Below are 25,619 nucleotides of genomic sequence, written 5' to 3'. Positions count from 1 at the left end.
GGAGATCAGTGGGGTGGGTAGACGGCGGTGATGCCTTCGATGATCGTCTGGGCGGCCAGCGCCGCCAGGACGATGCCCAGAACGCGGCTGACCGTGTGGATCACCGTGCGACCGAGCAGCTTGTTCACCAGATCGGCGACGACCAGAAGCGCCATGACGCTGCCCACGGCGACCGCGGCGGCGCCCAGCACCATGCCCTGGCCGCCCAGCGTCGCGCCGTAGCGGTCCATCAGCAGCAGCGTCGAAGTGATGGCGCCCGGCCCGGCGATCAATGGGATCGCCAGCGGGAAGACGGCGAGGTCGTGGGCCTCCTCCTCCGTCCGGGCGTCGTCGGCGGTGCGCTCCTTGCGCTCGGCCCGGCGCTGGAACAGCATTTCGAAGGCGATCCAGAACAGCAGCGCGCCGCCGGCGATGCGGAAGGCCGGCATGCCGATGGACAGGGCGTTCAGAACCAACTCGCCCAGATAGGCGAAGAAGACGATGATGGCGAAGCTGATCAGCGGACCGCGCAGGGCGATGGTGCGCTTGCGCCGGCTGTCGAAGCCGCGGGTCAGGCCGAGATAGATCGGAACCAGCCCGATCGGATCGACCACGACGAGAAACACCACGAGCGCGCTGATGAAATCTTCCACGGACGGAACCCCGGACGGCGTGACCCTGTTGGCCCACCTTCTGTTAGCAAAGCCACCACGGGCGGCCAAGGGGAGGCGCGTCGAAAAACGCTGATTGCGGACCGCAATCCATGCTGGCGCGCAGCGTGCCGACGGTTATAATCGTTTCACAATTCAAATTTTCTCTCCTCCCGGAGCACAGGCGTTGAGCAAGACCGTAATCGTCGTGGACGACAGCAAGCTGTCCCGTATGCATGTCCGCGGCATAATACTTCGGAACAAGCCGGATTGGACGGTCATCGAGGCGGCGAACAGCGCTGAGCTTTATGGAAAACTCGACGAAAGTGATATCCATATCGCCATAATCGACTTCAACATGCCGGGCGACAACGGTCTGGAAGCCGCCGCCCGCCTGCTGCAGGCGAAGCCGGACATCCGCGTCGCCATCATCACGGCCAACGCCCAGGATTCGGTGGTGTCCGGCATCCGCGCGCTGGGCGCCGCCTTCATGCCCAAGCCGCTGGAGGAGGAGCAGATGGCCCGCTTCCTGACCGCCGCCAGCCTGCCGCGCCGCCCGTCATCCAACGATGGTGCCGGCAACAACGGAACCGGCGGGGGCGCCGGTTGATCGGCGCGGTCCGGCCGGCGCCCGCCGATGGACCCGATCCCCATGGTTCTTGAGCTGGACGATCTGGAACGCGACGCGCTGACGGAGCTGGGGAACATCGGCGTCGGCCGGGCGTCCACGGCGTTCAGCCGGATGATCGGCGGGCCGGTGGAAATCTCCGTGCCGATGGTCAGCCTCGTCCCTGGCGATCGGGTGTGCGGCCTGCTTCGGTCGGCGATGCCGGGGGAACTGATCGCGGTGACCGAGTGCCTGTCCGGCGCCTTTCTTGGTTCGGCCATCCTGCTGATGCCGGAACGGAGCGGCCTGCCGCTGGCCGCCGCCGCCCTGCCACCCGGCGTCCCCAAGGAGGACGCGGCGGAACTGGTGGAGGAGGCGCTGGCCGAGGTCGGCAACATCGTGCTGAACAGCTGCCTTTCCTCCATGGGGAACCTGCTGGGCGTCGCGGTCGGCACCACCCTGCCGCAGGTCTTGCGCGGCGTGGGGGACGACCTTCTGGAACGCTGCGGCGTCGCCCTGACGGCGGAGGCGCAGGCCATCCTGTTCCACGTCACCTTTCGCGCACCGCCCCACGATGTCGAGGGGACCGTCGTTCTGGCGCTCGACGCCGGGTCCGCGGTGGAGCTGAAGGCCGCGATCGGGCGCTACATCGGCCGGGTGCTGGCCTGAGGGCGGGCAACCGTCGGCAATCAACGCAAGCCAATCAACAAGAGCCACCGACAGAGAAACACGGGCTCGCGGGGCAAGGGGTTTTGAACCATGGCTTTGGTCAAGAAGAAGCGGATCGACACGGCGAACGCCGCCCGCAATGCGGACACCGGCGAGGACACGGTGGCGCTTCCCAATGACGCCGCACTTACCGGCCAGCAGCCCGACAACGCCCTCTCGACCCGCCGCGCGGCTGAGGTGCGGCGGCGTGCCCGCGCCGGGAACCGGCGGCGCAAGGCGGCGGAGGGCATCGCCGCCGCCGCGAACGAACTTGCCAGCGGGGTGACCCAGGCCGCTGCCGCCGCCGAGGAATTGCGCAAGGCGATGGAGCAGGTGGCCGCCGGGGCGGAAGAGGCGGCCAGCGCCACCCAACAGTCGCAGCGGATGATCGACCGCAGCGCCAGCCTGATCGGGCGGGCGCGCGGCAACGCCGAGTCCTCGCTGTCCCGCATCGAGGCGCTGCAAGGGCTGATGAAGGATGTCAGCGGTCAGATCCTCACCTCCGTCGATGGGCTGGTCCGTGCCGCCACGCGGCAGGAGGCCGCCGTCGCCCTGGTCCGCGATCTGGAGCGGCAGGCAGCGGAGATCGGCACCATCGTGGAGGGGGTGGCGGTCATGGCCGACCAGACCAACCTCCTGGCGCTGAACGCCGCCATCGAGGCCGCGCGCGCGGGCGACGCCGGGCGCGGCTTCGCCGTGGTGGCCGACGAGGTCCAGGCCCTGGCCGAGCGTTCCGAACGCTCCGCCAACGAGATCAACCGCATGGTCGCGGAGATCCAGAAGGCGGTGGGCGCCATCGCCGAGAGCATCGTGGCCGGCGCGGACGCGTCCAAGGCGGAGGTGGAGCGGGGCCGCCAGATCGCCGGCCAGCTCGACCGGGTGCGCGACGGCATGGGGGACATCGCCCGCGGCGCCCAGGAGACGATCAAGGCCGCGCTGGAGGCCGATTCCGCCGGGCGGGAAGCGCAGCGCGGCGCCGAGAGCGTGGCCTCCGCCGCGGAGGAGCAGGCGGCGGCGAGCGAGGAGGCCCTGAAGACGGTCGGCGAGCAGGCCAAGGCGCTGGCCCAGAGCGAGCAGGCCGCCGGCCAGTTGTCCGATCTGGCCGACGAGCTGACCGGCACCACCGACGTCCACCGCGCCGCCAGTGATCTCGCCTCCGCCGCCGAGCAGCTCTCCGCCGCCATCGAGGAGATCAACCGCGCCGCCGCCCAGATCATGGCGGCGATCACCCAGATTTCCCGCGGCGCCCAGGCCCAGGGGGCGGCGACCCACCAGTCGAGCAGCGCCATCGCGGAGATCGAGGCCAGCGCCAAGCTCGGTCACAGCCGCGCCGAGGAGGCGCTTCAGCGCTGCGTCGGACTGGAGGCGCTGCTGTCCGAGACGCAGGACATGGTGGGCTCCCTGACCGCCGGGGTGGGTGAGGCGGTGGCCGCCAGCCGCCGCACGGTGGAGCGGATCGGCGCCATGGAGCAGATCGGCCGGCGCATCGACAAGGTGGTCGACGCCATCTCGATCATCGCCATCCAGACCGGCATGCTGGCGGTCAGCGGCTCCATCGAGGCGGCGCGGGCCGGGGAGTTCGGGCGCGGCTTCACCGTCGTCAGCAACGACATCCGCAACCTCGCCCGCGACAGCTCGGAGAATGTCGAGCGGGTGAAGGACATCGTTCACGCCATCCAGGACCAGATCGGGCGCGTCCGCCGCGACATCGAGGACATCGGGAGCGAGACGGCGCGCCAGTCCCTGCGCCACCAGGAGTTCGCCGGCAGCCTCGCCGCCGCCATCGCCGATCTGCGCACCGTGACCTCCGGCAGCCGCGAGATCGTCGAAAATGCCGGTGAGGTGCAGCGCGCCGTGGCGGAGGCGCAGAAGGGCGTCGAGCAGGTCGCCACCGCGGCCAACCAAGCCAACCGCTCCGCCAACGAGGCGGCCAAGGCCGCGCGGGAGCAGGCCAAGGGAGCCGAGGAACTGGCCGCCGCCATCGAGGAGATCGCCGCCATGGCCGAAGAACTGCAAGGGGCCGGCTGACCGGCCGGCGGGGAGACGACCGATGGCCGCGATCATCCGCCGCGACGGCGTGCGTTCCTTCGTCCTCTTCACGGTCGGCGGCATGGAACTGGCCCTGCCGCTGGACAGCGTGCTGGAAATCCTGCGCCCGCCCGCCCTGGTGCCGATCCCGTTGGGGCCGCCCAGCCTGGAAGGGCTGGCCCGGCGGCGTGGCGCCGTGCTGCCGGTCATAGGGCTGCGCCGGGTCCTGGGCCTTGCTGGAGCCGGGGCCGGGGAGGGTGGAACCGATGATGGGGAGACGAAAGCGGCGCGGCTGCTGATCCTCCGTCACAACGGCCAGCCGGTCGGCCTGCTGGTGGACCGCGTGTCGGGCCTGTCCGCCGTGGACGAGGACCGCATCGCCGATTCCGGGGCGGCGCCCGATCCCTCCATCGACGCCGATCTTCTGGCCGGCGCCATCCTGGCCGGGGACGGGGCCGCGGGGGACGGTGCCCTGATCCTCGACCCCGGCCCGCTGATCGAGCGCCAGTTCGCCGACCTTGGGCGGGGGCCGGCGGGCAGCGCCGATTTCAGCGCGGCGCCCCAGCCGAAGACCGTTGCCGTGATGAGCCAGGACGAGGAACAACTCGTCGTCCTCACCGTTGCGGACCAGGAGTTCGCGCTGCCGGTGGCGGCGGTGCGGGAGGTCGTTCCGGTTCCCGAGACGGTAACCCGTGTCCCCCGAGCCCGCCCCCATCTTCTGGGCATGATGACGCTGCGCGACGCGCTGCTTCCCCTGGTCGGGCTGCGGGAGCTGTTCGGGCTCGACGCTGCGAAGGACGTGGGCCGTGGCAAGGTGGCCGTCCTGCGTACGGCGGAGGGGCTGGTCGGTGTGGCGGTGGAGGATGTGCGGGAAATCCTGCGCGTTCCCCGCGAACGCATCGATCCGGTGCCGCCGCTGATGGCGCGGGAGGCGGAGTTCGAGGATATGGACGGCATCGCGCGGCTGGACGGTGGCGCGCGGCTGATCCCGGTCCTGTCGGCGGAACGGCTGTTCCGTCATGGTGCGGGCAATGGCGCCGGGGTGGGCGGTGATGCCCGGGGGCGCGAAAGAGAGGTGGCTGTGGCGACGGATGCGGGGGCGGAGCGGGCGGAGGCCTTCGTGGTGTTCCGGCTGGCCGGGGCGGAATACGGTCTGCCGGTCGCGGCGGTCCAGGAGGTGCTGCGCCAGCCCGATGCCGTGACCCCGCTGCCCAACGCGCCTGACTTCGTCAGCGGCGTGACGACCCTGCGCGGCGCCGTCCTGCCGCTGGTTGCGCTGCGCCGCCTGCTGCGCCTGCCGGAGGGGCGTGGGAGCGCGGAGGAGCGGGGCCGCGTGGTGGTGATCGCCGCCGGGGCGGCCCGCGCCGGGCTGCTGGTGGACGGCATGGCCGGGATCGTCCGGCTTCCGGACGGCGCCATCGGGCCGGCCCCCGTCGTGTCGCAGGCGCAGCACCGGCTCATCCGCCGCATCGGCGCGTTGGAGAACGCCGGGGAGCGGCGGATGATCCTGCTGATGGACCCGGCGGAATTGCTGGACATGGACCAGCTCGCCGACCTTCTGGCCACCGTCTGATCGGAAGGTGGGCCCGTCATGCTGAAGGTCCTGGTCGTCGATGATTCCGCGCTGATGCGGCGGCGCATCGGCGACATCCTCTCGTCCGCCGGTTTCGAGGTGGAGACCGCCGCCGACGGGGCGGAGGCGCTGGAGCGGCTGCCCGCCTTCGATCCGGATGTGGTGACCCTGGACGTCACGATGCCCGGCATGGACGGCCTCGCCTGCCTCAAGCGCATCATGGTCGAGCATCCCAAACCGGTGGTGATGGTCTCGGCCCTGACCGCCGACGGGGCGGAGGTGACGCTGGAGGCCCTGCGGCTGGGGGCGGTGGAGGCGGTGCGCAAGCCGTCGGGGGTCGGCGCCATCGCCGGCATCGCCGAGGACTTGGTGGACACCGTGCGTGCCGCCGCCGGGTCGCGCCCGCGTCGGGTGCTGGGGCTGCGGGAACGGCTGCGCCGGGCGCGCGAGCGCATCGTCGGGGAGGACTTCCTGGCGGACGCTCCCCTGTCCAAGCCGCGGACCGTGGCCGACGGCGACGAGGACGGCGACAGGCCGGGTGAGGGGCTGGTGCTGATCGGCGTGTCCACCGGCGGGCCGCGCACGCTGGAGGACATCCTGCCGCTTCTGCCGGCGGATTTTCCCTGGCCAGTGGTGGTGGTCCAGCACATGCCCGCCAGCTTCACCGGGCCGCTGGCCCGCCGCCTCGACACCATCTCCGCCGTGACAGTGGTGGAGGCCGCGACGGCCACCGCGCTCCAGCCGGGGATGGCGTGCATCGCGCGCGGCGGCGCCGACCTTCAGATCGTCCGGCGCGGCGGGCGGCTCTGCGCCCAGCCCGTCCCGGCGGACGAGCGGCGGAGTTGGCACCCCAACGTGGATCGGCTGGTCGAGAGCGCCCTGCGCGCCGTGGCTCCGTCGCGGCTGATCGGCGTTCTCCTGACGGGCATGGGGTCGGATGGGGCGGTTTCGATGGCGGAACTGCGCCGCCAGGGTGGGCGCACCATCGCGGAGGCCGAGTCCAGCGCCGTCGTGTTCGGCATGCCGCAGGAGCTGATCCGCCGCGGCGGCGCCGACATGGTGCTGCCGTCCGACCGGGTGGCCCAGCAGGTGACGCGGTGGGTGATGGCCGCCGAATGATGGCTGGTGGGTGATGACATGAACGCGACAGGCGTGGTGGAGGCGGCATGGCCCTGGTGAAGGCCCGGAAGATCGACGGAGCGAAGCCGGCGGGCGCCACGGAGGGCGGTGACCCGCTGGCCTGGCTGGAGGATGGCGACCCGGCCCGGCGGCGGCAGGCCGCCCACACGCTCGGCGAGCGCCCCGACGCCGTTCCCGCCCTGTCCGCGAGGCTGTTGCGCGAGGAGGACCTGAGCGTCCGCGAAACCCTCCTCACCGCTCTGGTCCGCACCGGCACTGCGGAAGCCGCGGCGGCGCTGACTCCCCATTTGGCGAGCGAGGACGTCGGGCTGCGCAATGGCGTGATCGAGAGCCTCCAGCAGATGCCCGCCGCCGTGGTGATGCCGGAGGTCGCTCCGCTGCTGAGAGCCACGGATTCGGACCTGCGCATCTTCGCGGCCCAGCTCGTCGGGAAGCTGCCCCATCCGGACCGGCTGGGCCTGCTGGCCGGGGTGATCGACCGCGACCCGCACGTCAACGTCTGCCTCTCCGCGGTGGAGGCGCTGATGGAAAGCGGCGATCCCGCGGCCCTGCCGGTCGTGGAGCGACTCGGCGCGCGTTTCCCGGATGATCCCTTCGTGGCCTTTTCGGTCGATGCGGCGCGCCGCCTGTTTTCCGGAGCCTGAATGAGCCTGCCTTCGGATAAGGGGCCTTCGGACAAGGGGGACACCGCCGGACTGAGCGCCGCGGACTATGACGCCTTCTGCCGGTTCTTGCGGGAACGCACCGGCCTGTCCTTCACCGAGGCCAAACGCTACTTCGTCGACCGCCGCGTGTCGGAGCGGATGGCAGCGGTCGGCGTGGAGCATGTCCGCCAATACCTGAATCTGCTGCGCTACCAAGCGTCCGGGGAGGAGTTGCAGCTTCTCGTCAACCGCATGACGGTGAACGAGACCTATTTCTTCCGCGAGATGTATCAGCTCGACTGCCTTGTGAACGCCGCGCTGGACGAGGTGGTGCGCGGGCGTGAGCCGGGTAGCCGGGTGCGCATCTGGTCGGCCGGCTGCGCCACCGGCGAGGAGCCCTATTCCATCGCCATCACGCTGCTGGAGCGGTGGAGCCGGGTGGACGATTTCGAGATCGAACTCTACGCCTCCGACATCGACAGCCATGTGCTGGCCCGCGCGCGGGAGGGCATCTATCAGGAACGGTCGCTCCAGGCGATGCCGCGCGATCTCGTCGCCAAATACTTCACCCGGCTGGACGACCAGAACTGGCAGATCATGGAGGAGTTGCGGGATTCCATCGACTTCTCGCTGGTGAACATCGCCGATCCGCAGCAGATGGCGAATTTCCGTGGCATCGACGTCATCTTCTGCCGCAATCTGCTGATCTACTTCGATGATCTGGGGCGGCGCGAGGCGGCGTCGATGTTCTACGACGCGCTGTCGCCCTGCGGCTTCATCTGCCTCGGCCATTCTGAAAGCATGAGCCGGATGTCGTCTCTCTTCGTGCCGCGCCGGTTCCCCGACGCCATCCTCTATCAGAAGCCCCAGAGTTAAGGAGGCCGCCCGGTGACCGACCGACCCAATCCGCAGCACCCCCGCGTCCTCGTGGTGGACGACGCCGTGACCGTCCGGGCCTACACCCGGCAGGTTCTGGAGACCGACGGCTTCCTGGTCGACGAGGCGGTGAACGGGATCGATGGGCTGGAGCATGCGCTGGCATCCACGCCGGACCTGCTGATCGTCGACATCAACATGCAGAAGATGGACGGCTACACCATGCTGCGCCGCCTGCGGCAGGAACAAACCTTGCGGGACGTGCCGGCGATCATGATCAGCACCGAATCCAAGGACAGCGACCGCGAGAAGGCGCTGCTCGCCGGGGCCAACTGGTATTTCGTGAAGCCGGTGCGCCCCGCCGACCTCACCGCCGCGGCCCGCCTGCTGACGGGGCGCGAGGGGCGGTCATGAGCGCGCTGTTCGAGCAATTCGTCCTGGAATCGCGGGAGTTGCTGGAGGCGGCGGGCGCCGCCCTGCTGCGGCTGGAGCGCGATCCGACCGACAAGGCCGCGGTCAACGACCTGTTCCGCGCGCTGCACACGCTGAAGGGCGCCACCGCGCTGTTCGATATGGCTCCCTTCACCCGCATGGTCCATGCCGGCGAGGACGCGCTGATGGCGGTGCGCGACGGACGCGCCGCCATGAGCGGCGAACTGGCCGACCGGCTTCTGGAACTGCTGGATACCGGCGCGGCGTGGGTCGATGGGCTGGAGCACGGCCAGTCCCTTCCCGACGGTGCCGATGACCGCGCGCAGGCGCAGGAGGCGGGGCTGCGCGCCGCCCTCGGCGGGCCGGCGGAGGCCGCGGACAGCAGCGGCACGCCCGCCGGCTTCGCCTGGGTGGACGAGTTGCCGGAGGCCGACCGGGCCAAGGCCGCCGGGCGCACGGTCACCGCCATCGCCTACGACCCCGCGGAGGATTGCTTCTTCGCCGGGGACGATCCGTTGGATCTGTGCCGACGCATTCCCGATCTGCTGCTGCTGCGCATCGGGTCCGCCGGGCCGTGGCCGCCGCTGACGGACCTCGACCCCTACCGCTGCGCCCTGCGCTTCCGCGCCCTGAGCGGCGCGCCGAAGGACGAGCTGATGCGCCTCTTCCGGGGCGTTCCCGATCAGGTGGCGCTCGCCACGGTCGTGATTCCGGCCCGGCCCGAGCCGGCGCCCGTCGTCGCGCCGGCAAGTCTTGCCATGGCCATGCTGCGGGAGCAGGCGCGCATCCTCGGCCTGCCCGGCAGCGACGACGAGACGGCGGCCCGCCGGGCGGCGGTGCTGCGGGCGACGCGCAACATCCTCGCCGCCGAGGGGCGGGGTGCGGAGGGGACGGCGCTGGACCGCGCGGCCGAAGGCTCCATGGACGCGCTCATCCGCTGTCTCGAGGCCCTGGCGGACGGCCCGGCCGCGGTATCGCCGGCGGCGCCCGCCGCTCCGGCAACTCCGGCGCGGCGGGCGTTGCGGGTGGACGCGGAACGCATGGACCGGCTGATGGCGCTGGTCGGCGAACTGGTCGTTGCCAAGGGAAGCCTGCCCTACCTTGCCCGCGAGGCGCAGGAGGGGCGGAGCGCCGACGCGCTGGTCCAGGGCATCAAGGAAGCCCATGGCCGCATCGACTCCATCGTCGGTGACCTGCAGGACGCGGTGTTGCGGCTGCGGCTGTTGCCGGTGTCGCGCGTCTTCGACCCGCTGCCCCGGCTGGTCCGCGACACCGCGCGGCGGCTCGGCAAGTCGGTCGAGCTTCACCTCTCCGGTGGCGAGACGGAGGCGGACAAGGACATCCTCGACATCCTGGGCGAACCGCTGCTGCACCTCGTCCGCAACGGACTGGACCATGGCATCGAGCCTCCCGAACAGCGCCGCGCCGCCGGAAAGCCGGAGATCGCGGCGATCCGCGTCCAGGCCTTCCAGGACAGTGGTGGCGTGGTGGTCGAGGTCTCCGACGACGGGGCGGGCATCGACGCGGCGGCCGTGCGCCGCAAGGCGGTGGCGACGGGCGCCCTGACCGCGGAGCAGGCGGCGGCCCTGTCGGAGGCCGAGTCCCTGCGCCTGATCTTCCTGCCGGGGCTCAGCACATCGGCGACGGTGTCGGACCTGTCGGGCCGTGGGGTAGGGATGGACGCCGTGCGCGGCGCGGTGGAGCAGGCAGGCGGACGGGTGGAGGTCGCCTCGACCCCCGGCGCCGGAACGCGCTTCCGCCTCGTCCTGCCGCTGACGATGATGGTCACGCGGCTGGTGACCGTGGAGACGGCCGGCGCGCTCTATGGCTTTCCGGTCACGCTGGTCACCGGCATGCAGCGCGTTCCCCACGGCGCGATCCACCGGATGAAGCACGCGGAGAGCGTCGTCGTACAGGACGCGGTGGTGCCGCTTCTGCGGCTGCGCCGCCTGCTCAACCTGCCGGAGGACGAGCGCGAGCGCAGCGGGGAGGCGGTGCTTCTGGTGGACCTCGGCGGGCAGCCCATGGCGCTGGTCGTGGACGCCTTCCGGGAGCGCGCCGAGGTGGTTCTGAAGCCGATGACCGGGCTGCTCGCCCGGCTGCGCGGCTATGCCGGCACGGCGGTGCTCGGCGACGGGCGGCTTCTGCTCGCCCTCAACCTGCGGGAGCTGCTGTGATGCCCATCCGTCTCGAGGACCGCACCGCCTGTTTCAAGGGCGCCTGCACGGTGGAGGAGGCGATTCCGCTGGCCGAGTGGCTGTGTGCCGTGGATGAGCCCCGGCTGGACCTCGGCGGCTGCACCGCCCTGCACACCGCCTTGCTTCAGGTGCTGCTGGCAAAAGGAAAGCCGGTCGCGGTGCCGCCGGAAGACGCCTTCCTGAAGGACTGGGTGATGCCGGTGTTGGGCAAGCGATAGCGCGTGAACCGCTTTCGCCTCCAGGAGAACCGGCGCGAGCCGCGGTCGGCTCCCGCGCCGGTGGCGGAGGGGGCTTAAAGCGGATTTCAATCCGCTTTGGACCGCGACTGCGGTCCCGGCCGCAAGTGCGGCTGAAGCCCGGCCGACAGATGAGGCCGTATGAATCTAAAGCGAATGAAAATTCGCTTTAGGAAAACAGCTCCATCGTGTCGGGAACCTTGGTGGGCGTCCGCCCGGCCAGGATAGCGCTGACCACTTCGACCGCGGAGACCAGCGAGGTCTGCGAGAAGGGCTTGGGCAGGCAACCCACCCCGTACTCGCGCGTCGGCTCCACCTCCTCGCGGTAGGAGGTGACGAACAGGCAGGGGATGCCCAGCGCGGTCATCCGGCGGGCGGCGTCGATGCCGCTGGAGCCCTGGGCGAGATGGATGTCCACCAGCGCCAGATCCGGCTTGACCTCCTGCGCCAGGACCAGCGCCTTTTCGCTGGTCGAGGCCGGCCCATGCACCTCGTGCCCGGCGGCTTCCAGGTAGAAGCTCTGCTCCATGGCGATGAGGACCTCGTCCTCGACGAGAAGGATCTTCATCCGTTCCACTCCGCCGCGCTGTCTTCCAGGATGGGGCCGCGTATTTCCGGCATGGTCAGCGCGATGCGGAAGGAGGTGCCCCGTTCCACCGGCATCAGCGTGACCGTCGCCCCGACCTGACCGGTCAGGCTGGTGATCAAGCGCATGCCGAGGCTGCGCGACCGGCGCATGTCGAACCCGGCGGGCAGGCCGGGCCCCTGGTCGGTCACGGTCAGCGCCAGCAGGTCATCGGTCCGGTTGAGCGACACCAGGACGTCGGCGGGCGAGGGACCGCGATGCTTGATGGCGTTGGTGATCAGCTCGTTGGCGATCAGCCCCAGGGGCGCCGCCTGATCGATGGGCAGGTCGATCCGCTCGGCCCGCACCTCGATGGAGCCCAACGTGTCGCCGCCTGACGCGCGGGACAGGTCGGCGCACAACTCGTTCAGGTAGCTGCCGAACTCGATGGTCTGGAACTGCTCGGTCTGGTACAGCCGGCTGTGCACCCGCGCGATGGCGTCGATGCGGCTGCGGGCGTCCTGGAAGTGAACACGCTCGGCGGCCCCCGGCAGGCTCATGGTCTGAAGCGTCAGCAGGCTCGACACGAGCTGAAGGCTGTTCTTCACCCGGTGGTTCACCTCGCGCAGCAGCGTGGATTTCTGTCCCACCAGCTTGCGCAGCGCCGCTTCCATCGACTTGATCTCAGTGACGTCGATGTGCATCAGCACCGCCCCGCCGAAAGGACCGGCGGCCATCGGCGCGGCGAGGCACCGGTACCAGCGCGGCCCGGCGTCGGACAGGCCCGGATACTCTATGGACACCGGCGCTCCGCCGCGCAGAAGACCACGCAGCCCCTCGATCAGCGCGTCGGCATGCTCCGCCCCGCTGCGGGTGGCGGCGCAGGCCTCCAGATAATCGTCGCCGATGGCCGACCCGTCGCCTAGGAAACCGGCCTGCGGCCCGTTTTGCGCCCAGGCCTTGTTGACCGAGATGATGTGCCCGCCATGGTCGAGGACGGCGATGTGCGCCGGCAGCGCGTCGAGCGTGGCCTTGGTCTGCTCGGCGAGCTGGCGCATGGCGAGCGCGTTGGCCTTCAGCTCCTCACGGGTGCGGCGGCGCTCGGTGATGTCGCGCAGGACGCCGGTGATGAAGCTCCGCCCCTCCGACTCCCAGCGGGCGAGCGAAACCTCCAGGTCGATGCGGGTGCCGTCGCGCTTGCGCCCGATCAGCTCGACCGGGGCGGGGCGCCCGGTCGGGTCGCGCTCCAGCAGCCCGGACCAGTCGGGGGAGCCTTCGGCGAGGAAGAGGCTGACATGCTGGCCGATCAGTTCGTTGGACTGAAAGCCGAACTGCAGGGCCGCGGCCCCGTTGGCCCATTGCACCACGCCGCGCGTGTCGGTGGTGACGATGGCGTCGGGGGCGGTGTCGACGATGGCGCGGTAGCGCGCGTCGCGCTGCTCGCGCAGAACCCGCTCCCGGTTGACCACGGCGGTGACGTCGGTCACCTGGATCAGGCAGTAGGAGGCGTTGGCGACGGTGAAGGGACGGATCAGCACGTTGTGGACCATCCGCCGCCCGTCGGGGCAGCGCAGCGGGAACAGCACCGGGTTCAGCGTGTGGGACAGGACGCTGGGCGCCCCGGTTTCCAGCACGTCGCGCACCGCGTTGTGCAGCCGCGTGTCGCGCAGGGAGGGCAGGGCTTCCACCAGTTCCCGCCCGTGGATGTCGGGTTCGGAGCTACCCGACGCCCTTTCCATCCAGCGGTTCCAGAATTGGACGCGGCCGTGGCGGTCCAGCACGACGATGCCGGCGTCCATCGCGTCGAGAAGGCCGTCCAGCCAGGGCATACGCTTAAACTCGGTCGGTTCCATCGGGCGTTCCGGAGGCGATGCGGTCGATGAAGCCATGGATCAGTCCCTTCAGCGACTCCAGAGACGACAGACCCATGAGCAACGCGATGTAGCCGCGGATGCTCCGGCTGCGGATCAGGAAGTCGATGTAGAGGAACATCACCAGCTCGTCGGGGTTGGGCCCGTTGCTTTGGAAAATGCGGTCGCTGTCGCCGCGCAACACGCTGGGCAGCGAGATGTCCAGATTGTCCTTCAACGTGTTGGCCATCACGACCAGACAGCCATTGAGGATGATGTTGCCGATCTCCGCAAGCGCGTCCTGCTCCAGATCGACGATCTCCTCCAGGCTCAGCTCGCTGCCAAGGACGGCGCGGGCCAACTCCAGGCTGTTGGTCTCGGGGAAGATCAACAGGGCGCGGCCGGAAAAGGACCCGTCGAAACGCTGCTCGACCGCGACGAGGCTCATTTTCTCGCGCGCCGCCAGAAGGCCGGCGGCGTCGTTGCGGCTGACGATCTCGATGGAAGGAACGGACAACAGGACCTGATCGGCGACCATACGGCTGAGGTTGGTCGCGGCACGGCCGACGCCCATGTTCACCAGCTCGGTCAGCGCGTCGCGCTCGAGGTCGCTCAGATCAACCATGCACCGGCGCTCCCGTTTCCATGGACGCGCCTTGGCACCGGCGCCCCCGGGCACAGTGCGACAGGAACGCCGTCAAAGTCTCCCCTGTCGACGGCATAGGCCAAATTGGGAGTGCTCTAGGCAATTCAGCAAAAAGGCGCCGCCGATCCAACAATTGGTTCCTTCCATTGATCGCAGCCCGAATAGAAAGGCCGCCTGTATTGTGATCCGGCGTGACGCTCCGCCGCATCCCGCTGCCGGTCAGGCCGCCAGCCGGCGGACGAGATCCCGGAGGAACCCCTCGCAGGCCGTGACCTGGGCGATGTCGATGTACTCGTTGGGTTGATGCGCCTGATCGATGGAGCCCGGTCCGCAGAGCACGGTGGACAGGCCGGCCTCCTGGAACTGTCCGGCCTCGGCCGCGAAGGAGACCATGCCGGTGTCGTTGCGCCCGGTGAGGGCGTGGCAGAGCTGGGCCGCCGGGCCGTCCGGCTCCGGCGCCAGCCCCGGCACGCCGGCGAGCTGCTCGGTGCGGATGTCGCAGTCCGGGCTGATCCGGCGCATGGCGGCGCGCAGCCGCGCGCATTCCGCCTCGAACCGGTCGCGGTAGCGCGTCCAGTCGTCGCCGGGCAGCGGGCGGATGTCCCAGACGAAGGAACAGTGGCGGGCGGTGATGTTGGCCGCCGTGCCGCCTTCGATGGTGCCGACCTGCAGCGTGGTGAAAGGCGGGTCGAAGCCGCAGGCGGGGTCCGCGGCGGCGGCGTTCTCCGCCGCCATGTCGCCGACGAGGGTGACGAGCCGCGCCGCAGTCATCACCGCGCTGACCCCGCGGTCGATCTGGGACGAATGGACCTCGTGCCCGGTGACGGAGGTGCGCAGCACGTAGCAGCCCTTGTGCGCCAGCACGACCCCCATCGACGTCGGCTCGCCGACGATGACGGCGCTGGGGCGCGGGAGTTCACCGGCGATTCGGGCGATCATGGCCGGGGCGCCGATGCAGCCGACCTCCTCGTCGTAGGACAGCGCGAGATGCAGCGGCCGCTTCAGCCCGGCCTCCAGGATGTCCGGCAGCAGGGCCAGCGCCACCGCGGGAAAGCTCTTCATGTCGGCGGTGCCGCGCCCGTAGAGGCGTCCGTCGCGCTCGACCAGGGTGAAGGGATCGGTGTCCCAGGGCTGCCCGTCCACCGGGACGACGTCGGTGTGGGCCGACAGCACCACGCCGCCTTCGGTCATCGGGCCGATGGTGGCGAACAGGTTCGCCTTGGCGCCGTCCGGGCTGGGCACCAGCCGGCTCTCCACGCCGTATCCGGCGAGATAATCCCGAACCCAGTCGATCAACGCCATGTTGGAGCGGCGCGAAACCGTGTCGAAACCGACCAGACGGGCGATCATCGCCTTGGAGACGTCTTGCACCCTTACAATCCATTCTGCGGGACGGCGGCGCCGACCCAGCGCTTGTGATAATCTTTAGCAGTCAGACACTGGGCCCTGCACCCTACGATGTCAAATGAGTCGTCCGGGTTACGCAGGCATAACGGCCAATGGCAAACACCGGTCGAACGGCTCTCCCGCAGGCGGAGCGCCGTTCAACCGGTCGTACAGCACAATCGCTCGGACCAAGCCGTCCGGGAGAAACGTCCAGGGACGGTCAGGCCGCCGACCAGACCTTCTCGGTCAGAATCGTACGCACCAGCGTCAGCGCGCTCTCGGCGCTCTCGCGCCCGTCGAGCTTCGCCGCCACCGCTTCGATCTGGGCCGGCGGCAGGGTGGCCCGCAAGCGACGTACCGTGTCGGTCAGGTGCTTCCTGGCGAAGCGCGCCTGGTTCCCGCGCTCCGACAATTCCTGAAAGGCCAGCCGCCGGGTGGTCGCGTCGCGTCCGGCGCTGGCCGCCGTCGCCCGTTCCGCCGCCGCGGCAAGCTCGTTCGAGGATTGGAGGTAATTGCTGATGGCTTCGGTCAGGATACGGTTGGCTTGAAGCAAGGGATCAAGGGACATGCGCTGAACTCTTTGCCTTCCGTGACGGCTCTGGGCCGCAAACGGCCCCCTGCCAAGACGTTTCACCCGAAGTTAATTGGGCCGGCCGCCCCGCTTCAACCCGGCGAAGGGTTCTATGCGGACCGCAAGCCGTACCGACGCTGGCGCCGTCGGGGCGGTACCAACCCATGGTCTATCACCGTCCGCTGTGTGTCGAGGCCGGACAAGCAATGGGCCTATGAATTTCCTATGAACTAAGGCACGCTTTCTTTGTGTACGTTTATCGTCACATAAACCGGGCACTAAAACGGGAACCCACGGGCGCAGGACGCCGTTTTCCTCGAGCGTCGATGTTTCTGCGGCCAAGCCCACTTGGACCAAAGCCCACTTGGAGACGGAAGAATGCAAGGCGATCGTGAGGACCGCATCCGCCACCGCGCCTATGAGATCTGGGAGCGCGCCGGGCGACCGGAGGGACGGGGGGAAGAGCATTGGGCGCAGGCCTGCGCCGAGATCGAAGCCGAGGACCGGACGGCCGCCACGGCGGAACCGGTCGCCATGGTCGCGGCCGTCAAGGACGCCGCCGCGGGCGTCGTGAAGAAGGCGGTCCGCCGGACCAAGACGGCGGCGACCGAACTGCTGGGCGTCGGCCTGAACGCCGTGGTCGATGTGGTCGAGGAGGCCGTCGCGCCCAAGAAGCCGCGCGCCCGCAAGACCAAGGCCGAGCCGGCCGCCGCAAACGAGTCCTCAGCCGAAACCCCGGTCGCGGCTCCGATGGCCCCGAAGGCGGCGAAGCCGCCCCGCGCCAAGGCCGTGAAGGCGGAAACAACGAAGGTTGAAGCGGTAAAGCCGGTCGCTCCGCGCGGCCGTCGCAAGCCGGCCGCGTCGGACACCGAACCGGCCCATTGACCCGCACCGGCCCTGCGCGTTCCTACACACAGGGACGGATGTAGGGCCGGTTCGCCTCCCACAACTCGTCCAGGATCTTCACGGCGGCGTCGGTGGAATTCACCACCGGGTCGATCAGCAGGGCCTGGAGCGCCAGTTCCTTCGAGGCGTGGACCGCCGCCTCGACGGCAAGCTGCTGCACGCTCGCCTGAACGTGCAGCAGCTTGGCGATCGGGTCGGGCAGGGGGCCGAGCGAGACCGGGTGAACGCCCGCCGCGTCGGCCAGCAGCGGCACCTCCACCGCCAGATCGGGCGGCAGGTTGGGGATGGCGCCCTGGTTGTAGACGATCCCCGACTCAATGAAGCGCTTCTGGTTGTGCAGCACCCCGGCGATGACCTGCACCGCCCGCTCGCCCCAGGACGGCTTCGTCCAGTCGTCGGGCACCGCGGTCGTCCCGGCGATGGCTCCGTCCATCAGCGCGTTGAGGATGCCGCGCCCGCGCTCGTCCTCCGCGAAATCGAAACCGTGTTCCCCGCCCTCCCAGCCGTAGGGCAGATATTCGCCCATATGGTCGTCGCTGCAGGTCGGCCACAGACCGAAGCTGTTGAACAGGCGACGGGTCAGCGGCGTGAAGGCCGGATCGTGGGTCTTCTCCTTCGCGCGCAGCAGCGGGTAAAGGTCGCGTCCGCTCGCCTTGTCCCGGATGTGCATCAGCCATTGGAAGTGGTTCAGCCCGGCCCCCCAGACCTCCACGTCCTTCTCGGCCATGCCAAGGATCTGGCAGATGAACCAGCGCGCCAGGAAGATGCCGTGGCAAAGCCCCAGCGTCTTGACCTTCGTGTATTTGCCAAGACCCAGAACGACGCGGCTTTCCGGATTCGACAGATTGATGAACTGGGCGTCCGGGCACAGCTCCTCGATGTCGCGGGCAAAGTCGAAGATCAGGGGCAGGGTGCGCAGCGTGAAGAACAGGCCGCCCGGGCCGCCGTTCTCGCCGAGCGTGTGGCGGATGCCGTGCTTCTTCGGCACCTCGAAATCGAGCTTCCACAGGCGGTTGCGGTCGATGGCGACGGAATTGACGACGAATTCGGCGCCGTTCAGGGCGGCGCGGCGGTCGGTGGTCTGCTCAATGATCAGGCCGGCGTCGCCCTTGGCGTTCAGCAGGCGGGCGAGCGCCGTCATGCGGTCGAGCGCCGCCGGATTCGTGTCCACAAGCGTCAGTGTGCTGCCCGCAAGCTCCGTCGTGGTGAAGAGGTCGCGGTACATGCTCAGCCCGAAGGCGGCGCTGCCGGCGCCCAGGAAGACGATCTTGGTGGTTTTGGGAATGGTAACAGCCATGGAATGCCTCCCGCCGGCGGGAATGCTGCTGTGCTGATTTTTCAGGCCAGCCGCTATGGCTGAAGCATACACTTGTTAAGACGAAGAGACTATACCTGATGGTCAGAATAAGTGTGGCCGCCTCTTCGCTCGCGCAACATGACCTTCGCGCTCGCAACAGTGCGTCTGCAACATAAACACTTCAAGGGAGTCCCCGTCATGGCACTCATCACTTTCCCCAAGGACTTCCTGTGGGGGGCGTCCACCGCGGCCTATCAGATCGAGGGGGCGATTCACGAGGACGGGCGCGGCCCCTGCGTGTGGGACACCTTCACCGACGCCGGGCGCATCCAGGATGGCAGCAGTGCCGCCGTCGCCTGTGACCATTACCGCCGCTGGGCGGAGGACATCGCCCTGCTGAAGGGCGCAGGATTCAACGCCTACCGCTTCTCCATCGCCTGGCCGCGCATCCTGCCGAGCGGGGCGGGGGCGGTGAACGCGGCGGGGCTCGACTTTTACGACCGGCTGGTGGACGGGTTGCTGGCCGCCGGCATCCGGCCGATGGCCTGCCTGTACCATTGGGACCTGCCGCAGCCGCTGGAAGACCGCGGGGGCTGGCAGGGCCGGGAGGTCGTCGGTCCCTTCGCCGACTACGCCCGCATCGTCGCCGCCCGGCTTGCCGACCGGGTGAAGGACTGGATGATGCTGAACGAGCCGAACGTGGTCGCCACCCACGGCTACGGCACGGGCGAGCACGCGCCCGGTCACAAGCTGGGCGAGACGGGCATCCTGCGCGCGCTGCACCACCAGAATCTGGCGCAAGGGGCGGCGCTCCGCGCCATATCGGCGGAGCATTCCGGCCTGACGCTCGGCACTGTCATCAACCTCCAGCCCTGCCGGGCCGAGAGCGACCGGCCGGAGGACGTCGCGGCGGCGGCCCGCTGGGACGCGGTGTGGAACCGGGTGGCCCTGGACGGCGTGATGCGCGGCAGGATTCCGGAGCTGATGGCCGAGCGGATGAAGGACTTCGTGCTGCCCGGAGACGAGGAGGCGATTCGCTTCCCCATCGACCTGCTGGGCATCAACTATTACTCGCGCATGACCATGAAGCACGAGACGGGGCATCCGTTCGACGTGTGGTGGGGCGACGCCCATTGCGACCGCTGGACCGCCATGGCCTGGCCGGTTCAGCCCGATGGGCTCTACGACCTGCTGATGGAGTTCAGGCGCGACTACGGCAACCCCGCCGTTTTCGTCGCGGAGAATGGTGCGGCCTATGACGACGTGGTGACGCCGGACGGGCAGGTTCACGACGCGGAGCGCGTGGCCTTCCTGCGCGACCATGTGGCGTCGGTCGGCCGCGCCCTGGCCGATGGCTGCAACGTGAAGGGCTATCTGTGCTGGAGTCTGCTGGACAATTTCGAATGGGCCTTCGGCCTGTCGAAGCGGTTCGGCATCGTTCGCGTCGACTATGACACGCTGGTCCGCACGCCCAAGGACAGCTACCGTTTCCTGAGCGAAGTGGCGAGGAGTGGCCGTCTGGACGACGTTTGAAAGATCAGAAGGGACAGGCCGGAAACTCCGTAATGGAATCCGGCCTGTTTGAAGAAAATCAGAGATATTCGCGGGAAGCAATCCACGATCATTCTTCAGAAATTTCGCGGTGGCACAATTTCTGATTCTGGTATTGCAGCGGAGGTCTTGACTTTACCATCAGAGTCCAAGGTAGCCCCAGAGGCTGTAGGTCGTCGATCCCACCGTTATGTATTCTACCTCACCAGCTCCATGGCCATACGTCGAACCATTGAAGAACCCTTGGATGTAGATCCCATTGGAGCCGCTGGTGTCCGCGGTGGTGAAGATACCAAGCCAGTCGTTCAGATTTCCAGAGGAGTCCGTGAACCGCGTGAATGTGAGATTGCTGAAGCTCGATACGTCGTTAATGACGAGGTGGTCGGACGTTCCGCTTCCATCGACAATCCAGGAAAGACCGCCGTCGTTGTAATAGTGGGTATAGGTGTCGTTCCCATTTCCACCGGCAAGAATATCACGGAAGCCTGAAGCGCCACCGTTTAACGTATCATTGCCGTCCTGCCCATAGAGCGTGTCGTCTCCTGTGCCGCCGAGCAAATTGTCGGAGCCGGACCCGCCATAGATCAAGTCAGAACCAGCATCGCCACTGATCATATCGTCGCCAGCGCCGCCATCCAGTGAGTCGTTGCCGTCTCCTCCGCTGATGTAGTCATTGAGACTGCCCCCAACAATCTGGTTGTTCAGATTGTTTCCGTATATGGACCAAGTCTCATAGGGGTTGGAGGGAGCCCAGTTGTACTGGCCAGACGTAAGTGCGTAAAATCCCATTTGGAGCTCCATTCGAGTATGATTGTATGCGTCAAAGATCGCATCATTATTGATATATTCATGAAAGATCACGGTCAACGAACCTGAATTGCTAAATATTGCCGCACTTCGTATTGAATAGTTATTTATCTAACCATTATATCGCTAATCATTAGCCCCTTAAGCTTTTTGAATTAACTTTTCTTTAGGTATTTTCAACAATCATCGATCGGGAGCGACGAGGTGGATTTGCATATTACTGTATGCAATCACCATGTCAGATGCGGGCTTTGACTTATTGCTTTATGAGCATCGGGGGAAGTCATGGGAATTTCCGACGTTTCGGCATCCTTGTTCCACGCCACCGCCGCGGCCTCCGTCCAGGCGAAGCCCGCCGCTGCAAAGGCCGGCGCCACGGACGGGACGGCACCGGCCGCCTCCTCCAAGACCGACAAGGTCGATCTCAGCAATCTGGCTTCGGCGCTCAAGGGTGATGCGCTCGACCTGTTCAAGAACCTGTCAGCGGATGATCGGACGTCGCTGGGCAAGCTCGTATCCAGCGGGGCGCTGTCGGCGGACGAACTCAACGACGCGCTGTCGTCCGCACTGAAATCGGAGCGCAAGAAGGCGTTCTGGCAGTCCGCAAAGGAAGACGCAGATGCAGGAGGCACTGCCGAAGGAGCGGCGCGTCAGCAGAGCATGAAGACCATCTCGGATCGCATGGAATCAACTCTGGAGAGCCGGTATGCAGCCATGGATCGGCCTGGAATGAGCCCCCAAGACCGCTTGGCTGCGCTGAGTAAGCTGAGCGCAGAGATGAAGGATATGCAGGATTCCTGGGACCAGTTGGCCGGTATCGGAATGCCGATGAAAGCCTACACGCTCAAGGGAGGCGATGAGCGCTTCTTCGCAACGTCCAAAGAGCAAGCGGCAGGACAGAAGTTTTCAGATCTGGGTTTCCAATCCGGGACCTTTAACAAGGTGGTGTCAACACTCGCCAAGGATTTTTCACAGAAGTATTTAACGGAGGAAGGGACATCTGAGATGAAATTGGGAAAATAATTTGCGCGCTCCGCATATAATGTGCTTTTTACAAACCGCTTATTGGCAGGAACAGGGTGGGCGCGGACCCGGCGGTTTCTGCCTCGGAATTGTCACATCTTAATCAAGCGGAAGCGGTGCTATCGACGGTGTCGTGTCATCACTGCGTCCGCCCATGCATTCCGTTGGAACTCACATCGCTTCAGGGTCCGGTGACGCCGAAGACGTCCGCGCAGCCATCGTCGTGCCGACCTACAAGCATTCGGGCCTGCTGGTCGAGGCGTTGTCCACCGCGCTCGCCCAGGACACGGACTTCGCCTACGCCGTGGTCGTGGTCAACGACGGCTGCCCCTTCCCGGAGACCGGTCGGGTGTGCCGGGAGTTCGCGGCGGCCCATTCGGGGCGGCTCCATTACCTGCACAAGCGCAACGCCGGGCTGAGCGCGGCGCGCAACAGCGGGATCGCCTTCGCGCTGGACGCCTTTCCGGCGCTGGAGGCGGTTTACTTCCTCGATTCCGACAACCGCATCCGGCCCCATCTGCTGCAACGTATGCTGGACGCGCTACGGGCGGCGGGCCCGGAGGTCGGCTGGGCCTATCCGGACGTCGACAAGTTCGGCTTCTTCGAGTTCTGCGACATGTCCGGTGCCTATTCGCCGCTGGAGCATCTGTTCCGCAACGTCAGCGAGGCGGGCAGCATGGCCTCGCGCCGCCTGCTCGACAGCGGCGCCCGATTCGACGAGGCGATGCGTCAGGGCAGCGAGGATTGGGAGTTCTGGCTGCAAGGGCTGGAGCGCGGCTTCCACGGCGTCCATGTGCCGGGCACCGGTTTCGGCTACCGCCGTCGCGGCGAGAGCATGCTGACCGAATCGGAGCGCGATTACCGCCCCATCCTGACCCACATCCAGAAGCGCCACCCCGCGCTGTTCGCGGTTCGGGCCGTGCTGCGGGCGGAGGCGGCGGTTGGTCGGCGCTACGCGGTGTATCTGCCCGACCGCGCCATTGTCCGCTGCGTCACCGACCCCGCGGCGGGCGAGGAGGATGTGCCGCTCGCCGACTTCGTGCGCCGCGCCTTGCGCGCGCCGGAGCGGCCGGGCTACGGGGAGTGCCCCGGCCTGCTGGCGGTGATGGACTCCGGCCTTTACGAGTTGCTGAAGCGCCACCGTCTGCTGCGAGGCACGCTGTGGGTCCTGGAGCGCGCGGCGGCACAGGCGACCCTGGTGCGCGCCGAGGTGGCGGCGCGGGCGGTGGAAAGCGGTGGCGCGCTGTCCTGGTCCGGCGCGCCGGTGGGGTTGCAGGCGGACGCGCCCTTCCCTCTGCCCGACGGCGGAGCGGCTATGGCGATGCTGCCCACCGCGGTCCTGCTCGACCTCGTGCGGCGCCAGCCGGCGGGCACTCCTATGCTGGAGCGGGAGCCTTGGAAGCCCTGCGCCGAAGTCCGGCTGACCCTGACCCTGGCGCTGCCCGGCGCGGTCCAGCCGCCGGCCAGCGCCGACCCCGCTCTGTCCGCGCTGCGCGAGGCGATGGCCGCGGCGTGGTCGCGGCCGTCCAACGGCGGCTGGGCGGCGGCGCCGATCGATCGCTACCGCACCGGGGTCGCCACGCCTGAGGATGTCTACCGGACGGTGCATCAACTGCCCTCGGTGCTGCCGCTGCTCCACCCCACGGGGAACCGGCGGCTGGCGGCGCTGGTGGCCGATCCCGCCGATGCGCAAGCGCTGGACACCGCCGCCCGCATGGCTCGCTGGCTGGCCGGGAAGGGCTATGACGCGCATTTGGTGGCGTTGGGCGGTGGGGGCCTGTCGCTCGCGGCGGACGTGGTGGAGGCTTTCGCGTCAGTCATCCCCCATCCGCTGTCGCTGGTGCTGCCCGAACGCCCGCTGACCCACCGCGACGCCTATCTGGGCACGCCGCTGCGTCCCTTGGATGCGGTGGAGGAGGATATGGCGGTCGGCACGCTGGCCGTTTTCGATCTGGTGGTGGCCGTGCGGCATGGCGCGGCCCATCCGCTGATGGGGCGGCTGCGCGCCCTCGGTGTCACGGGCTGGGCGCTGCTGGGTTCGTCCGATGCGCCGGATGCGCCGTCCCTGGCCGACACGGTCAATGGCTGCGCCGCTTTCGAGCACGCCTACCAGACCATCGTCCCGCTCGAAGCCCGGACCTTCCGCCTCTGCCGGGCTCTGGGCGTCCCACCGGACAAGCTGCGGCGCTGGGAGGATGCGACAGAGCCGGACGCCGATCTCGATTGGACCGCCTGCGCGCCTCTGTCCTCGTGCCTTCCCGAAACCTCCGCGGCCGCCTGAGAGGGGTGTCGTCATCATGAAGCTCTCCACCCCCGCGGCCCAGTTCGCCTCCCTCTACGACGGCACGCCGAAGCTCATCATGGTCGGCACCGATACCGGGCCGGAGCCAGGCACCATTCCCCTTCGCATCCTGCGGTTGGTTCGTCACGACGGCGGCTATCTGCTGCTGTCGGGGAACGACGGCGCGGACGACGGCGCGGACGAGGGCGCGGCGTTGCGCACGCTGGCCATCCCGCCCGCCGCCGTCCGGGCGGTATGGTGCGGCGACGAGGCGGCGCGGCGGGACGCTGAACACCTGCTCGGCTGGTGGGAAGGGGCTGGCGGGCCGGACAGCGCGCCGCCGCAGGTGACGGGCGACGCGTCCACGCTGCTGCGCGGCTTGCTGGCCCAGGCCTTCGGGGAGATCGACGGGCTGCATCGCCGCAATGCCGGGCTTCAACGGACCCTGTCCACTCTGCGGGAGGAATGGGGCCGTTCCGCTCGCCTGCCGCCGGAGGCGGTGGAGCTTCTGGACGCCCTGCGCCTCAGCCCGCCGCGGCTGGTCTTCGCCACGCCGCGTCCGGTTGGGGCGCTGCCGGTGCCGCTGCGCCATGGCCGGAATCCCGCTGGGGCGGCCGAGATCGTGCAGCGCCTGCCGACGGGCGCGCGGGGGCTGGCGGGACTTGATCTGCATCTGGACCAAGCGCCGAAGGGAAGCGGGGTGCTCGCCGTCGCCCTGACGGGCGTGGAGACCGGCGAGCCCCTCGCGGAATGGACGCTGTCCTTCGGCGAATTGCGGTCCGGCTGGCTGCCGTTGCGCCTGCCGGTCGCCTCGACCCGGATGGATCGCCTTCTCGATCTGCGGATCGGCGCCACCGGGGTGGTGACGGAGGCGCTGCGCCTGTCGTTGGCCCAGGCCGGTCTGCTCGACGAGTACGCCGTCGCGCCAGCGGCCCGCGCCGTCGGACAGCCGGCCATGCTGGCGCTGCGGCTGTGGAGCGGGCTGCCGGGGCTGGAGTACGGCGCGGCGGCGCATCTGGCGTCGCATCCGGCGCCGGACCATCTGGTCTGGCCGCTGACCCAGCCGGTGCTGGCGCAATTGCGCAAGGGCCGCGACTTCGAGGCGACCTTCCCCTGGTTCGGTCTGCTGCGCGGCGGGCGCATCCTGCTCCACCCGCTTCACGGCGTCGTAACGGCGGCCCACATCCCGCTGGACGAGGTGCCGGGCGCCATGGCGGTGCGGGCGCGGGCGGTGATCGACGATCCGCGCTGCCGCACCCCCATCGCCTGCAAGCTGGTGGTGGCACCTCCCTCCGTGACGGTGGACGAGGCGGAGCGGGAGGAGGGCGTCCTCGCCTCCAGCGGCTGGATGGTGCTGGAGGAGGCGCGCCGACCGCTCGACCTGTCGGCGGTTCTGGCGGCGCCGTGGTCCGGGCCGATGGCGCTTCACCTCTTCACCGACATCCCCGACCGCGGCCACGGCCTGTATGGACGCACCGTCTTTTCCGATTTCGAGTTGGAGATCGACTCCCGCACCGCCTGGGCCAACCCGCCCGTCCTGCCGGCGGCTGCGGACGGGATCGCCGCCACCCCGTGACGGGCTATGACCTTGCGGCAGTGCACCAATCCTTTGGTGCACTGCGGGGCAAGCTGTTGGTAATAAACTGTTCGTTAGGGTAAAGGAGG

Annotated in this window: 23 protein-coding genes; 15 read left to right on the top strand and 8 right to left on the bottom strand. The window is 68.5% G+C overall.

All coding sequences use genetic code 11. The features are described from left to right. Window positions 1–5: 5 nt before the first annotated feature. Window positions 6–632 (bottom strand): MarC family protein, encoded by a 627-nt coding sequence (locus tag ACFPMG_RS30215; RefSeq protein ID WP_247889784.1) that lies wholly within the window; start codon window positions 630–632, stop codon window positions 6–8. A 184-nt stretch (window positions 633–816) separates the two neighbouring features. On the opposite strand from ACFPMG_RS30215, the gene ACFPMG_RS30210 reads away from it, so the two are divergent. The 10 genes from ACFPMG_RS30210 to ACFPMG_RS30165 all read left to right on the top strand — a co-directional run bounded on the left by ACFPMG_RS30210 (window position 817) and on the right by ACFPMG_RS30165 (window position 11,053). Next, entirely contained in the window at window positions 817–1,239 is a 423-nt protein-coding gene (locus ACFPMG_RS30210) for a response regulator transcription factor (protein ID WP_376999176.1), read from the top strand. Window positions 1,240–1,266: 27 nt separating this feature from the next. Next, window positions 1,267–1,905 (top strand): chemotaxis protein CheC, encoded by a 639-nt coding sequence (locus tag ACFPMG_RS30205; RefSeq protein WP_376999174.1) that lies wholly within the window; start codon window positions 1,267–1,269, stop codon window positions 1,903–1,905. A gap of 90 nt (window positions 1,906–1,995) precedes the next feature. Further along, a complete protein-coding gene (locus ACFPMG_RS30200) occupies window positions 1,996–3,972 on the top strand; it encodes a methyl-accepting chemotaxis protein (RefSeq protein WP_376999172.1) in 1,977 nt (658 codons plus the stop codon). A gap of 22 nt (window positions 3,973–3,994) precedes the next feature. After that, a complete protein-coding gene (locus ACFPMG_RS30195; protein ID WP_376999170.1) occupies window positions 3,995–5,545 on the top strand; it encodes a chemotaxis protein CheW in 1,551 nt (516 codons plus the stop codon). A gap of 18 nt (window positions 5,546–5,563) precedes the next feature. Next, complete coding sequence (cheB, locus tag ACFPMG_RS30190) at window positions 5,564–6,664, top strand: chemotaxis-specific protein-glutamate methyltransferase CheB (protein WP_376999168.1); 1,101 nt, start codon at window positions 5,564–5,566, stop codon at window positions 6,662–6,664. A gap of 47 nt (window positions 6,665–6,711) precedes the next feature. Next, window positions 6,712–7,329: a HEAT repeat domain-containing protein gene (locus ACFPMG_RS30185; RefSeq protein WP_376999166.1), complete on the top strand. Its 618-nt coding sequence runs from the start codon at window positions 6,712–6,714 to the stop codon at window positions 7,327–7,329. Further along, entirely contained in the window at window positions 7,330–8,205 is an 876-nt protein-coding gene (locus tag ACFPMG_RS30180) for a CheR family methyltransferase (protein ID WP_376999164.1), read from the top strand. It begins immediately after the preceding gene. Between the two features lie 12 nt (window positions 8,206–8,217). After that, on the top strand, window positions 8,218–8,619 hold the full coding sequence (locus ACFPMG_RS30175) for a response regulator (RefSeq protein WP_376999162.1): 402 nt from the start codon (window positions 8,218–8,220) through the stop codon (window positions 8,617–8,619). Then, window positions 8,616–10,814, top strand: a complete 2,199-nt coding sequence (locus tag ACFPMG_RS30170; protein WP_376999160.1) for a chemotaxis protein CheA — start codon at window positions 8,616–8,618, stop codon at window positions 10,812–10,814. The genes ACFPMG_RS30175 and ACFPMG_RS30170 overlap by 4 nt, the downstream gene beginning before the upstream one ends. Further along, window positions 10,814–11,053 carry a hypothetical protein gene (locus tag ACFPMG_RS30165; protein ID WP_376999158.1) on the top strand — a complete coding sequence of 80 codons (240 nt, stop codon included), beginning with the start codon at window positions 10,814–10,816 and terminating at the stop codon, window positions 11,051–11,053. Before ACFPMG_RS30170 ends, ACFPMG_RS30165 begins: the two co-directional genes overlap by 1 nt. A 187-nt stretch (window positions 11,054–11,240) precedes the next feature. Here ACFPMG_RS30165 and ACFPMG_RS30160 read toward each other — a convergent pair whose 3' ends face one another. From ACFPMG_RS30160 to ACFPMG_RS30140, 5 genes are all read right to left on the bottom strand, one after another. Beyond that, window positions 11,241–11,639, bottom strand: a complete 399-nt coding sequence (locus ACFPMG_RS30160; RefSeq protein WP_376999156.1) for a response regulator — start codon at window positions 11,637–11,639, stop codon at window positions 11,241–11,243. Further along, window positions 11,636–13,525: a sensor histidine kinase gene (locus ACFPMG_RS30155; protein ID WP_376999154.1), complete on the bottom strand. Its 1,890-nt coding sequence runs from the start codon at window positions 13,523–13,525 to the stop codon at window positions 11,636–11,638. Before ACFPMG_RS30155 ends, ACFPMG_RS30160 begins: the two co-directional genes overlap by 4 nt. Further along, window positions 13,470–14,111, bottom strand: coding sequence for a chemotaxis protein CheC (locus tag ACFPMG_RS30150; protein WP_014242550.1), 642 nt, complete (start codon window positions 14,109–14,111; stop codon window positions 13,470–13,472). The genes ACFPMG_RS30155 and ACFPMG_RS30150 overlap by 56 nt, the downstream gene beginning before the upstream one ends. Window positions 14,112–14,351: 240 nt before the next feature. Then, on the bottom strand, window positions 14,352–15,503 hold the full coding sequence (argE, locus tag ACFPMG_RS30145) for an acetylornithine deacetylase (protein WP_376999152.1): 1,152 nt from the start codon (window positions 15,501–15,503) through the stop codon (window positions 14,352–14,354). 235 nt (window positions 15,504–15,738) lie between these two features. Beyond that, window positions 15,739–16,086: a hypothetical protein gene (locus ACFPMG_RS30140; RefSeq protein ID WP_145627850.1), complete on the bottom strand. Its 348-nt coding sequence runs from the start codon at window positions 16,084–16,086 to the stop codon at window positions 15,739–15,741. Between the two features lie 381 nt (window positions 16,087–16,467). On the opposite strand from ACFPMG_RS30140, the gene ACFPMG_RS30135 reads away from it, so the two are divergent. Then, window positions 16,468–16,974, top strand: coding sequence for a DUF2934 domain-containing protein (locus ACFPMG_RS30135; RefSeq protein ID WP_376999150.1), 507 nt, complete (start codon window positions 16,468–16,470; stop codon window positions 16,972–16,974). 22 nt (window positions 16,975–16,996) lie between these two features. Here ACFPMG_RS30135 and ACFPMG_RS30130 read toward each other — a convergent pair whose 3' ends face one another. Continuing rightward, complete coding sequence (locus tag ACFPMG_RS30130) at window positions 16,997–18,292, bottom strand: family 4 glycosyl hydrolase (RefSeq protein WP_376999148.1); 1,296 nt, start codon at window positions 18,290–18,292, stop codon at window positions 16,997–16,999. 198 nt (window positions 18,293–18,490) lie between these two features. On the opposite strand from ACFPMG_RS30130, the gene ACFPMG_RS30125 reads away from it, so the two are divergent. Continuing rightward, entirely contained in the window at window positions 18,491–19,825 is a 1,335-nt protein-coding gene (locus tag ACFPMG_RS30125) for a GH1 family beta-glucosidase (protein WP_376999146.1), read from the top strand. A 159-nt stretch (window positions 19,826–19,984) separates the two neighbouring features. Here ACFPMG_RS30125 and ACFPMG_RS30120 read toward each other — a convergent pair whose 3' ends face one another. Beyond that, entirely contained in the window at window positions 19,985–20,704 is a 720-nt protein-coding gene (locus ACFPMG_RS30120; RefSeq protein ID WP_376999144.1) for a calcium-binding protein, read from the bottom strand. Between the two features lie 231 nt (window positions 20,705–20,935). Between ACFPMG_RS30120 and ACFPMG_RS30115 the strand changes: the two genes are divergently transcribed. The 3 genes from ACFPMG_RS30115 (at window position 20,936) to ACFPMG_RS30105 (ending at window position 25,530) form a co-directional block, all read left to right on the top strand. Then, window positions 20,936–21,673, top strand: coding sequence for a hypothetical protein (locus tag ACFPMG_RS30115; protein ID WP_376999142.1), 738 nt, complete (start codon window positions 20,936–20,938; stop codon window positions 21,671–21,673). A gap of 223 nt (window positions 21,674–21,896) precedes the next feature. Next, on the top strand, window positions 21,897–23,954 hold the full coding sequence (locus ACFPMG_RS30110) for a glycosyltransferase family 2 protein (RefSeq protein ID WP_376999140.1): 2,058 nt from the start codon (window positions 21,897–21,899) through the stop codon (window positions 23,952–23,954). Window positions 23,955–23,970: 16 nt separating this feature from the next. After that, a complete protein-coding gene (locus ACFPMG_RS30105; protein WP_376999138.1) occupies window positions 23,971–25,530 on the top strand; it encodes a DUF6212 domain-containing protein in 1,560 nt (519 codons plus the stop codon). Window positions 25,531–25,619: the final 89 nt, after the last annotated feature.

This window comes from Azospirillum himalayense, assembly GCF_042657465.1.
GTDB lineage: Bacteria > Pseudomonadota > Alphaproteobacteria > Azospirillales > Azospirillaceae > Azospirillum > Azospirillum himalayense.
Note: the sequence above shows the minus strand (reverse complement) of the source record. Positions and strands in the feature narration are given on the sequence as shown.